Annotated in this window: 10 protein-coding genes and 1 pseudogene; 3 read left to right on the plus strand and 8 right to left on the minus strand. The window is 70.6% G+C overall.

The genetic code is table 11. The annotated features are described in order from the left end of the window. Positions 1 to 194: 194 nt before the first annotated feature. The 4 genes from ACWGI8_RS28850 to ACWGI8_RS28865 all read right to left on the minus strand — a co-directional run bounded on the left by ACWGI8_RS28850 (position 195) and on the right by ACWGI8_RS28865 (position 3,594). On the minus strand, positions 195 to 1,313 hold the full coding sequence (locus ACWGI8_RS28850; RefSeq protein ID WP_453665266.1) for an LLM class flavin-dependent oxidoreductase: 1,119 nt from the start codon (positions 1,311 to 1,313) through the stop codon (positions 195 to 197). 133 nt (positions 1,314 to 1,446) lie between these two features. Further along, positions 1,447 to 2,208 carry an SDR family NAD(P)-dependent oxidoreductase gene (locus ACWGI8_RS28855; RefSeq protein ID WP_453665268.1) on the minus strand — a complete coding sequence of 254 codons (762 nt, stop codon included), beginning with the start codon at positions 2,206 to 2,208 and terminating at the stop codon, positions 1,447 to 1,449. Positions 2,209 to 2,302: 94 nt separating this feature from the next. Continuing rightward, positions 2,303 to 3,223, minus strand: coding sequence for an LLM class F420-dependent oxidoreductase (locus ACWGI8_RS28860; protein ID WP_453665269.1), 921 nt, complete (start codon positions 3,221 to 3,223; stop codon positions 2,303 to 2,305). Positions 3,224 to 3,462: 239 nt separating this feature from the next. Next, the gene (locus ACWGI8_RS28865; protein WP_453665271.1) at positions 3,463 to 3,594 is read right to left on the minus strand and encodes a hypothetical protein; all 132 of its coding nucleotides are present in this window, start codon (positions 3,592 to 3,594) and stop codon (positions 3,463 to 3,465) included. A gap of 251 nt (positions 3,595 to 3,845) precedes the next feature. Between ACWGI8_RS28865 and ACWGI8_RS28870 the strand changes: the two genes are divergently transcribed. Continuing rightward, positions 3,846 to 5,051 (plus strand): cytochrome P450, encoded by a 1,206-nt coding sequence (locus tag ACWGI8_RS28870; protein ID WP_453665272.1) that lies wholly within the window; start codon positions 3,846 to 3,848, stop codon positions 5,049 to 5,051. 52 nt (positions 5,052 to 5,103) lie between these two features. On the opposite strand, the gene ACWGI8_RS28875 is transcribed toward ACWGI8_RS28870, so the two are convergent. The 4 genes from ACWGI8_RS28875 to ACWGI8_RS28890 all read right to left on the minus strand — a co-directional run bounded on the left by ACWGI8_RS28875 (position 5,104) and on the right by ACWGI8_RS28890 (position 7,820). Beyond that, on the minus strand, positions 5,104 to 5,517 hold the full coding sequence (locus ACWGI8_RS28875) for a PaaI family thioesterase (protein ID WP_453665274.1): 414 nt from the start codon (positions 5,515 to 5,517) through the stop codon (positions 5,104 to 5,106). A 237-nt stretch (positions 5,518 to 5,754) separates the two neighbouring features. Continuing rightward, the gene (locus tag ACWGI8_RS28880; RefSeq protein ID WP_453665275.1) at positions 5,755 to 6,054 is read right to left on the minus strand and encodes a hypothetical protein; all 300 of its coding nucleotides are present in this window, start codon (positions 6,052 to 6,054) and stop codon (positions 5,755 to 5,757) included. Further along, positions 6,051 to 6,356, minus strand: a complete 306-nt coding sequence (locus tag ACWGI8_RS28885) for a DUF6247 family protein (RefSeq protein ID WP_453665277.1) — start codon at positions 6,354 to 6,356, stop codon at positions 6,051 to 6,053. The genes ACWGI8_RS28880 and ACWGI8_RS28885 overlap by 4 nt, the downstream gene beginning before the upstream one ends. Before the next feature lie 243 nt (positions 6,357 to 6,599). After that, on the minus strand, positions 6,600 to 7,820 hold the full coding sequence (locus tag ACWGI8_RS28890; protein ID WP_453665279.1) for an amidohydrolase family protein: 1,221 nt from the start codon (positions 7,818 to 7,820) through the stop codon (positions 6,600 to 6,602). A gap of 201 nt (positions 7,821 to 8,021) precedes the next feature. Here ACWGI8_RS28890 and ACWGI8_RS28895 point away from each other — a divergent pair, with 201 nt between their 5' ends. Further along, positions 8,022 to 11,027 carry an AfsR/SARP family transcriptional regulator gene (locus ACWGI8_RS28895; protein WP_453665280.1) on the plus strand — a complete coding sequence of 1,002 codons (3,006 nt, stop codon included), beginning with the start codon at positions 8,022 to 8,024 and terminating at the stop codon, positions 11,025 to 11,027. 198 nt (positions 11,028 to 11,225) lie between these two features. Continuing rightward, a pseudogene (locus tag ACWGI8_RS28900) lies at positions 11,226 to 11,455 on the plus strand (hypothetical protein); the annotation flags it as partial.

An 11,455-nucleotide genomic window follows, 5' to 3' on the forward strand; every position in this document is an offset into this window, starting at 1 on the left:
GGGCCGCTGCGCGGGGCCTCCTCCCCTACCCGCCCCTTCCCGACTGTGTCGATTTGCGGCTCCGCCGCGCGGGGGGCAAGCCCCCAGACCCCCGTACGGCCTTCGGCCGTGTCCTCAATCGCCGGACGGGCCGGATTTCGCAGGTCGGCCCGGAAAAGCAGCCCCGGCGGGGGTCCGGCGGCGTGAGCCCCCGGTCATGCCGCGTCGCGGAAGCGGGTCGTCCGGTGGACCGGGTCCGTGTCGATCTTGGGGATCACGTGCTCGCCGATCAGCTTGATCGTCTGGAGCGTGTCCTCCTTCGAGATGCCGATCGGCAGTCCGAACGACAGCTGATCCGCTCCCGCCTGCTCCCACCGCTTGCACTGCGCGAGCACCTCGTCCGGATCGCCGCAGATCAGCAGTTCCTCGGCGATGAGGAGTTCGATGAGCTCCTCGTTGAACTCCGGCAGCGTCTCCGGCCAGACCGGGAAGCCCTCGGGCCGCGGGAAGGTGTCGTGGTAGCGGAAGACCAGCGACTGGAGGTAGTGCAGGCCGCCGCCCGCCGCGATCCGCACGGCCTCCTCGTGCGTGGGCGCGCAGATCGCCGTCGAGGTGACCATGACGTTGTCGTTCACGTAGTCACCGATCGGCTCGGCGTCGCCGATCGCCCCCTTGTACTGGTCCAGCACCCACTCCATGTCGGAGACCTTCTGGACGCTGAAGCCCAGTACCCCGAGCCCCTTCCTGGCGGCCATGGCGTACGAGGGCGGGGAGCCTGCCGCGTACCACATCGCCGGGTGGGACTTCCCGTACGGCTTCGGCAGCACCTTCCGCGGCGGCAGCGACCAGTGCTTCCCCTGGAAGCCGACGTACTCCTCCTGGAGCCACATCTTGGGGAATTCGGCGATGGTCTCTTCCCAGATCTCCTTGGTGTAGTTCATGTCGGTGACGCCGGGGATGAACCCCAGGATCTCGTGCGAGCCGGCTCCGCGCCCCGAGCCGAACTCATGGCGTCCTTCGCTCAGATGGTCGAGCATGGCCACCTTCTCGGCGACCTTCACGGGGTGGTTGACCTGCGCCAGCGGGTTGAAGATCCCCGATCCCAGGTGGATCCGCTCGGTGGCGTGTGCGAGATAGCCGAGGAAGACGTCGTTCGCCGAGAGGTGCGAGTACTCCTCCAGGAAGTGGTGCTCGGAGGCCCAGGCGTACTTGAAGCCGGACTTGTCCGCCTGGATGACGTACTCGGTCTCCTCCATCAGTGCCTTGTGCTCGGCGAGCGGGTCGGTCTCGGCGCGCTTGCCGACGTAACCCTGTACGAAGAGCCCGAATTCCATGGGGGTCCCACCACCGTCCCTACGTTTCTGACGTATCGTCAGATCTGAATGCGTCGACTGTTCCACCGTGCGTCCGAGGCGTCAATAGAGCCGCCGGAGCTGATCTGACGATGCGTCAGAGAATCGGGAATCGTCAGAGAACGCTGACTCCGGCCAGCCAGCCTCCGTCGATGACGAACGGCTGGCCCGTGATGTACGAGGAGTCCTCGCAGGACAGGAAGAGCGCCAGCCGCGCCACCTCCTCCGGCTGCCCGACCCGCCCGAGGGGCACCAGCTTCTGGTACAGCTCGTCGAGCGCCTCCGGGTCCGCGCCCCCGGGGTTGCTCATCGGGGTGTCCACGGCTCCCGGGCAGACGGCGTTGACCCGGATCTTCTTCCCGGCGAGCTCCATCGCGGCCACCCGGGTCAGGCCGAGGATGGCGTGCTTGGTCGCCGCGTAGGCGCCGACGTAGGACATGCCGGTGAGCGCCGTGTACGAGGCCGTGTTGACGATCGTGCCGCCGCCGGCCGCCTCGATCTCGGGCGCGACGGTCTTGATGCCCAGGAACGCACCGACCTGGTTGACCTGGATGATCTGCTGGAACTCCTCCAGAGGCGTGCTCACCAGCTCGTTGAAGCGGAGGATGCCCGCGTTGTTGACCAGGCCGTCGATGCGGCCGAAGGCGCTCCTGGCGGCGGCGACGGCGGCGGCCCAGTCCGCCTCCTGGCCGACGTCCAGGTGTACGTACGCGGCCGTGCCCTCGCCGAGTTCCTTGGCGAGGGCCTCGCCCTGGTCGTCCAGGACGTCCGCGAGGACGACCTTCGCGCCTTCCGCGGCGAAGAGCCGGGCCTCCTGCTCGCCCTGGCCGCGCGCGGCGCCCGTGATGAGGACGACCCGTCCGTCCAGCTTCCCCATGCCACTCTCCTCGGTTCAGGTGCGGTGCGAATCGGTTCGGGTGCGGTGCGAATCGGTTCAGGTGCGGTGCGAATCGGTTCAGATGTCGTGCGACTCAGTTCAGGTGCGGTGCGACGTCGGCAGCGAAGGCCGCCATCTGGTCGGTGAGTTCACTTCGGCTCCGGCTGCGGAACCGCACCTGGATCTGGTCCACGCCCATCGCCCCGTACGCGCGCAGCGACTCGGCGAGCGCGTCCGGTTTGCCGGTGAGGGTCCGTCGGCCGACCTCCCAGGCGGCGTCGCCGACGTACAGCGGCTCGGTGATCGCGCCGATCTCGATGGGGTCCGTGATCCCCGCCTCCGCGCGAAGTGCCCTGAGCTTCGCTATCTGCGCGGGGAGCCGGTCACGCGGATCGCCCTGCGGCAGCCAGCCGTCGCCCTTGAGGGCGGCGCGGCGCACGGCGGCGGGTGAGGAGCCGCCGATCCAGACCGGCACCTGGGCCTGGGTGGGCCGGGGTCGCTGCCCGAGCCCTTCGAAGGCGAACCGCTCCCCGGCGAACCGCGGGAACTCCTCGGGCCCGAGCGCCGCCCTGAGCGCGTCGATCGTCTCGTCGAGCACGGCCCCGCGCCGCTCGAAGTCCACCCCGAGCACCTCGAACTCCTCCTGTACGTGCCCGGCGCCGACGCCGAGGACCAGACGGCCGGCGGAGAGATGGTCGAGCGTCGCGTACTGCTTGGCGGTGAGGAGGGGGTGGCGAAGTCCGACGACGGCGACATGGCTGAGGAGGCGTACGCGCTCGGTGACGGCGGCGAGGAACGACAGCGTGGCGACGGGGTCGTACCAGACGGTCGACATGGCGCCGGCGAGCCGGCGCGGGATCGCGACATGGTCGCAGCTCGCGATGTAGGCGAAGCCGGTGCGGTCGGCGGTGCGGGCGATCTCGACGAGGTCGAGGGGCCCCGCGGAGACTTCCCAGGGCTCGGCGTAGATGGTGCTCTGCGACTGGACCGGGAGCTGCATCCCGTACACCACCATGATCGATCCCCTTGATCTGACGATCCGTCATATCCGATGGGCCACCATGGTCTTGGCTGACGCTCCATCAGACAAGGGGTGTGCGGGCGTCCGGCGTCACGATTCGCAGGCCGCGAACATGATGGAAGCGGCCGACGGCGCCCGATCCGCGACGTCACACAGAAGAACGGGGCCCGGTTCCGGACCCCGCTCCTCCCGGGCCCCGCTCCTCCCGGGCGCGGTTCCGCCGGGCCGGCGGATCAGCTCGACTCGGCGTACTTCGCCCGCCCCGGCGCACTGCGCCCGCTCCGGCTCCAGGCGCCCGTGATCTCCCGGGCCGCCATCCGGCCCGCTCCGGCGGGGAACTTCCGGATCGACTCCGGCAGTGTCATGCGCACGTCCACAGTGCCACTTTCGGGTGACTGCGGGGTCTGACCCCCCGCTCCGGAGTCCAGGCGGTCCTCACGCCCTCCGTCGGGACATCCGCAGGCCGGTCGGACGGGGCCATCCGGGTGTGCGGAGGTGTCCGGCACTGATGCAGTGCACACATATGGCATATGCGGGAAACGCCGGGACGGCTGTCTCCCGCCCGTCTCATGTGCGCGTCAGCAGCGATCGTCGTCCTGGAGCTGGAGTAGCAGCAATGCCCGAAACCGGCGAAGTAACCACCTGCCCGTTCGACTTCAGCGATGGCCTGGAGTTCGATCCCTCACTCGCGGAGCTGATGGCCCGCGAGAACATCACCCGGATCCGGCTGCCGTACGGCGACGCCCATGCCTGGCTGGTCACCGGGTTCGACGGGGTACGGAAGGTGACCACAGACCACCGGTTCAGCCGGGCGGAGATCATGGGGCACGACTATCCGCGGCTGACGCCGGAGCCGATCGTCTCCCCGGAGTCGATCAACGTGATGGACCCGCCGCGCAGCAGCCGGCTGCGGCAGCTGGCCTCGCAGGCCTTCACCCCACGGCATGTGGAACCGATGCGGATGGCGATCGTCGGGCTCGTGGACACGCTGCTCGACGAGATGGCCGCGGCGGGGCCGCCGGCGGATCTGGTGCGCCATCTCTCGGACCAGCTGCCCCAGCACACCATCTGCGAGCTGCTCGGGATCCCCCTGGCCGACCGGCCCCTGATGCAGAAGTACGCCCATCAGCTGCTCTCCACCGGCCCGGACAGCCGGCAGACCGCGGCAACCGCCAAGGCGGAGCTGCGGGCGTACTTCGGCGGGCTGGTCGACGAGCGGCGGCGTGCCCCCGGGGACGACCTGATCAGCGCGTTGGCCGCGGCCAAGGACGGCGACGACGCTCTCGACGACCAGGAACTGGCGGTCATGGCGCTGACGCTGATGCTCAGCGGGCACGACACCGCCACCTGCCAGATCAGCAACATCTCCTACCTCCTCCTGACCCGCCCCGAGCTGATGCAGCAGCTCAGGAACCGGCCGGAGACCCTGTCCGCCGTCCTGGACGAGCTGCTCCGCTTCATCCCCTTCCGCAAGGGGGTCGGCATTCCCCGGGTGGCCCTGGAAGACGTGGAGATCGGCGGGGTACGGATCCGGACGGGCGACTTCGTCCATGTGTCGTACCTGACGGCGAACCGCGACCCGAAGCGCTTCCCGGACCCCGACGCCATCGACCCGGACCGGCCGGCCCTACCCCACATGACCTTCGGCTGGGGCGGACACCGGTGCATCGCCGCGCCGCTGGCGATCGCGGAACTGGAGGTGGCGATCGGGCGGCTGGTGGAACGGTTTCCGGGACTGCGGCTGGCCGTGCCCGCGGAGGAAGTGCGCTGGGACACCGAGACCATCCGGCGCTTCCCGATCGAGCTGCCCGTGGCCTGGTAGGCCGCCCGCGACGGACGGCCCGGCGGAATCCGCCCGGCCCCCTGAACACCGTCTATCCCAGCAGCGCGTACACCGTGGAGGCGCGGGCCGCGGGCTCGGTCGCGCCCTCTGCCGTCATCGTGATGTCCGCGAACGCCATCCGCTTGCCCAACTTCGAGATCCGCGCGTCGATCACTACGTCCGCGCCGGTCACCGCGCGCTGGAAGGTGGTCGACTGCTGGACCGTCGTCATCGGGACGAAGGCGCCGCGGGCCGAGGACACGGCGATCACGGTCGCGGTGTCGGCCGCGGCCATCAGCGCCTGGCCGGACAGGGCGCCACCCTCCCGGGCGAGCCGGTCCGACCAGGGGAGGCGCAGGACGGCGTGGAGATCGCCCGTTTCCACGACGGAGAGGCCGAGCTCCAGCACCCAGGGGGCGAAGTTGTCGGCAAGGATCTTGTCGGCGTCGGCCGGCGTAAGCGTCATGTGCCGATGGTGGGGGCGCCCGTGCCTCGATGTCCACGTCATGCGCGCATGAGCCGCGGCCTGTCCGGGCGTACCTCAGGGACGTGAGCGGGTGAGGGGGCCACGGACCCGGCCCCGCACCTCGTGACGAAGGCTCCGTGCTGCGGCGGCGCCGGGCCGGCACCGGACACCGCCGCTTCACTACGTCCGCGGCAGAGCGCCCCGCGGTTCCACCGCGCATGGCGATTGCTTTGCCGGTCAGTCGTCGCCGCGCGGCACCTCGTCCGGGACGACGGAGACGATGGCGATCGTCTGCGGTGGCGGCTGAGGCGTGTAGACATACGCGACAGCAAGGCCAGGCATTCCCTCGCGGCCTTCGACTCGCGTCTTGTAGACCTCTACGTTTCCCTGCATCCGGACAAGGACGCCGATGCGCGGGGCGCGCTCCAGCTCACGCCGGAGAGCTTCGACCGCGTCCTCGGCGACCGTCCCGTACGTCTTTACTCGCTGCTGCGCACGATTCGTGACCACGGCGATGATGTCCGTGGTGCCGCTCACCGAGACGTCTCCTGATCGCCTGCCTTGAGCCGCCGCGAAAGGTCGACACCTTCTGCCAGAGCCGCCTCGAAATCGGGATCGGAGTGCAGCAGGATGCGGCCGCGATAGTCGCGGATGACCTCCGCGACCGCCCGCAGGTCCGTCTCGGTGGAGATGTTGAGGGCGTGGTCGAGGTCCTTCTCGAAATTCTCCCGGTCGCCGGGAAAGCCACGCCCCTGGCGCAGGGCAGCCCTCACGTCGCCGATGGTGTGCAGTGAGGGAAGTGCGCCCGGCGGGGCGTGCCGGTCGGGCTGAGTACTCATCGTGGCGCGTCCTTTCTGCTGGGGTCGACGCTACTCGCCTCCTGGGGAGCCTGCGCATGCTTGTGGAGCAGTGCCCCCGAGAAGTGCGAACCGCTCACGTCCCGCTCGGCCACGCCACGCTCTCCGCCCACGAGACGTCGTGGCGACTCCTCGCACGGGCGAGTGCCGGCCGCCGCCGAGATCGCCGCGCGTCAAGGCCGCCACACGCCGCGGCCCCTCACCGGGGGCCGCGGCTTTGTCGCGTCACGCCCCCGCCCACAGCCCCTCGGGCGTCAGCCCCAGCAGCTCGATGGCGTTCCCGCGCACGATCCGGTCCACCACATCCGGCGCCAGATGCCCCATCTGGGCCTCGCCGACCTCCCGCGACTTGGGCCAGGTGGAGTCCGAGTGCGGATAGTCCGTCTCGTACAGGACGTTGCCGACGCCGATCGCGTCCAGGTTCCTCAGGCCGAAGGCATCGTCGAAGAAGCACCCGTAGACATGCTCGGCGAAGAGCTCGGAGGGTGGTCGCAGGACCTTGTCCGCGACGCCGCCCCAGCCGCGGTTCTCCTCCCACACCACGTCCGCGCGCTCCAGGATGTACGGGATCCAGCCGATCTGGCCCTCCGCGTACATGATCCTCAGATTGGGGAAGCGCTCGAACTTGCCGCTCATCAGCCAGTCGACCATCGAGAAGCAGCAGTTGGCGAAGGTGATGGTCGAGCCGACGGCCGGCGGGGCGTCCGCGGAGGTCGAGGGCATCCTGGACGAGGATCCGATGTGCATGGCGACGACCGTGCCGGTCTCGTCGCACGCCGCGAGGAACGGGTCCCATGCGTCGGTGTGGATGGACGGGAGTCCCAGATGCGGGGGTATCTCGGAGAACGCCACCGCCCGCACCCCGCGCGCCGCGTTGCGCCGTACCTCCGCGGCGGCCAGCTCGGCGTCCCACAGGGGAATCAGCGTGAGCGGGATCAGCCGGCCCTGCGCGTCCGGCCCGCACCACTCCTCCACCATCCAGTCGTTGTACGCGCGGACCCCGAGCAGCCCGAGCTCACGGTCCTTCGCCTCGGTGAAGGTCTGCCCGCAGAAGCGCGGGAAGGTGGGGAAGCAGAGCGCCGACTGGACGTGGTTGACGTCCATGTCGGCGAGCCGGTCCGGAACGCTGTAGGAACCCGGTCGCATCTGCTCGTACGTGATGACTTCCAGCCTGATCTCGTCGCGGTCGTAGCCGACGGCGGTGTCGAGCCGGGTGAGCGGACGGTGCAGATCCTCGTACACCCACCAGTCCCCGATCGGCCCGTCGTCCCCGGGGAGGCCCATGACCGGGGCGAACTTGCCGCCCAGGAAGGTCATTTCCTTCAGCGGTGCCCGGACGATGCGCGGGCCGTGGTCCTGGTACTTCGACGGGAGCCGGTCCCGCCAGACGTTGGGGGGCTCCACCGTGTGGTCGTCCACCGAGATGATCTTCGGGAAGGTCTCCATGCGTTCCACGGTAGCGCTGATCTGACGGTCCGTCAGCTCCCTGGTCCCGGCCGGTCGGCGGTTGTCGGCGGTATCCGGCAGATCCTGTGCAGAGAGTCACCCACTGCTGACGAGTCGGGCCCGCACAAGGCAGACTGTCGGGGGCGATACCGGTGCGACACCGGCGATACCAGCGCTACGGGCAGCATGCAGGGGGAAGCTATGCACCGCGAGGACGGGCCCTCCGCTCAGGCACGCGTTCCGGAGCAACGCACTCCGGAACGGCCGGGCGGCGGCAGCGACCTGCGCTTCAGCGTGCTCGGACCCGTGCGCGCCTGGCGGAACGGCGAAGCCCTGCCGTCCGGTTCGCCGCAGCAGCGCGCCCTGCTGGCCGCCCTGCTGCTGCGCGAGGGCCGCACCGCCACGGCCGCCGAGCTGATCGACGCGATCTGGGGCGAGGAGCCGCCTTCGCAGGCCCTCGCGGCGGTACGGACGTACGCCTCACGGCTGCGCAAGGTGCTGGACCCGGGCGTCCTCCTCAGCGAATCCGGCGGATATGCGATCCGCACCCCCTCCGACGCGCTCGATCTGCATGTCGCGCAGGAACTCGTCGCCGAGGCGGAGAAGGCGCGTGCCGGCGGCGACCGCTGCCAGGCGCGCGTACTGATCAACAAGTCGCTCGGACTGTGGGACGGCGAGCCGCTCGCGTCCGTCCCCGGCCTGTACGCCGAGACCCAGCGGGCCCGCCTGGAGGAGTGGCGGCTCCAGCTCCTGGAGACCCGCCTGGAGATGGACCTCGACGTCGGCTGCCACGCGGAAGCCGTCTCCGAGCTCACGGCCCTCACCGCCGCGCACCCGCTGCGGGAGCGGCTGCGCGAACTGCTGATGCTCGCCCTCTACCGCAGCGGGCGCCAGGCGGAGGCGCTCGCCGTCTACGCCGACACGCGCCGGCTGCTCGCCGACGAGCTCGGCGTCGACCCGCGCCCCGAACTGTCCCGGCTCCAGCAGCGCATCCTCCAGGCCGACGCGGAACTGGCCCGTCCGGTCGAGGAGCCCGCGCCGAGCGCGCCGCAGCCCGCCCGGCCCGCCCAGCTCCCGGCCACGGTCCCCGACTTCACCGGACGCGCCGCGTTCGTACGGGAACTCGGCGCGCGGCTGGCCGCCGCCGAAGGGTCCGTCATGGCCGTCTCCGCACTCGCCGGCATCGGCGGCGTCGGCAAGACCACCCTCGCCGTGCACGTCGCCCACGAGGCCAGGCCGCACTTCCCGGACGGGCAGCTCTACGTCGACCTGCAGGGCGCGGGCGCTCGGGCCGCCGAACCGGAGACGGTACTGGGCGCGTTCCTGCGGGCCCTGGGCACCGCGGACTCCGCGATTCCGGACTCGCTCGACGAGCGGGCGGCGCTGTTCCGCTCGCTGCTCGACGGCCGCCGCGTGCTCGTCCTGCTGGACAACGCCCGCGACGCCGCGCAGATCAGGCCCCTGCTGCCCGGCACGGCCGGCTGCGCCGCCCTGATCACCAGCCGCGTCCGCATGGTCGACCTGGCCGGCGCGCACCTCGTGGACCTCGACGTCATGTCCCCGGAGGAGGCGCTCCAGCTCTTCACCCGGATCGTGGGCGCGGAGCGCGTCTCGGCCGAGCGCGAGGCCGCCCTGGACGTCGTCGCCGCCTGCGGCTTCCTCCCGCTCGCCATCCGTATCGCGGCCTCCCGGCTCGCGGCCCGCCGCACCTGGACCGTGTCCGTACTGGCGGCGAAGCTCGCCGACGAACGCCGCAGACTCGACGAGCTCCAGGCCGGCGACCTCGCCGTCAAGGCCACCTTCGAACTCGGCTACGGCCAGCTGGAACCCGCCCAGGCCCGCGCCTTCCGCCTCCTCGGCCTCGCCGACGGCCCGGACATCTCCCTGGCCGCGGCGGCCGCGGTCCTCGGCCTGTCGCCCCAGGACACCGAGGACCTGCTGGAGGCCCTCGTCGACACGTCCCTCCTGGAGTCGGCGGCGCCGGGGCGGTACCGGTACCACGACCTGGTGCGGCTCTACGCGCGCGCGTGCGCTGGGGTCACCCATGCCGAAGGCCAGGGGAGGGACGAGCAGCCGGCCCCGGGGACCGAAGGTCCCGACGAGCGGGAGGCGGCGCTGTCGCGGCTGCTGGACTTCTATCTGGCGACGGCGGCGGGGGTGTACGCGCTGGAGCGCCCGGGAGACCGGACGGTCGAGCACTTGGAGCTCACTCGTTGGCCGGGCCTGACGTTCGACGAGGGCGCGGAAGCCCTCGACTGGCTGCACGCGGAAGCCGGGGGCATCCTGGCCTGTGTCCCTCAGTCCCTCGGACCCGACAGCCTGCGGCGGGCGGTGGACCTCCTGCTGAGTGCCAAGGATCTGGCGGAGTCCGGTGCGAGCTCCCTCCGCTACGAAGCCGCGGCGACGGCGGCGCGGGACGCCGCCGCCACGGTCGGCGACGCACACGCAGAAGCCCGCGCCCGTGTCACCCTCGCCCAGGTGCACAACTCGGTGGGCCGCTTCGAGGAGGCCCGTCTGGAGGCCATGCGCGCCTCGGAGCTCCAGAAGGTGGCGAACGATCCCTGGACCGGCAGCAACGCCCCCAACGAGCTGGGGATCGTCGCCAACTGCACCAACCAGTACGCCGAGGGAGAGGCGTTCCTGCTGAAGGCGGTCGAGGCCTTCCGCGCCGACCACAACAGGCCCGGAGAGGCCAGCGCGCTGTGCAATCTCTCCCGAGTCGTCGCCTCCATGGGTCGCACGACCGACGCGGTGGATCTCGCGCGTCAGGGCGTCGCCATATACGACGAGTTGGGACTCACGCTCCGGCTCGCCAACGCGCGCTACGCACTCGGCATCGTGCTCACCCAGGCCGCGCGTGCGGCGGAGGCACTGGAGCAACTCCTCGAGGCACTCAAGGTGTTCAACGACACCCGGCAGCGTCTGTGGGAGGGAACCACACACTTCCGTATCGCTCAGGTGCACCTCTCGGTACGGCGTCCGGCGAACGCGGCGCAGCACGCCGAACAGGCGCTCGCAACCGGCTGCATAGGTGGCGACTGGATGCAGGCCAACGCGCTGACTCTGCTGGGGAAGTCGCTGCACAGCCTCGGCCAGGTCGACCGTGCGCGCGCCTGCTGGCGTGAAGCGCTCACGATCTATGAGGAGTCGGGCGGCCCTGAAGCGGATGAGGTCCGCGGCCTCCTCACACCCGTCCGGGCGGCATGACGCCCCCGCGGCGGGCGTTCATCGAACGTTTATGAGCACCTGTCAGCCTCTGTATGTCGATCCGTCGCGTCGGGGGGCAGACGGTCGCCATGGACCTCACGGCTAAGGTGAGCGTCCCCGTAACGCCCGCTCGGCGGCCCTCGGGGGAGTTGCCGAGCGGGCGTTCACCACTCAACACCGTCACTGGGGAGCACGACGATGAGCGATGCAGCGAAGAACGAAGAAATCACCACGATGGACAGCCACTCCCCGGCCCCGCCGGCCAAGGGCGGCCAGGGCACGGACCTGACGACTCAGGACAGCCACTCGCCGGTCCCGCCGGTCACCACGATGGACAGCCACTCCCCGACGCCGCCGGCCAAGGGCGGCCAGGGCACGGACCTGACGACTCAGGACAGCCACTCGCCGGTCCCGCCGGCGCTCAAGCG

It is taken from the genome of Streptomyces sp. NPDC054841, from assembly GCF_053611045.1.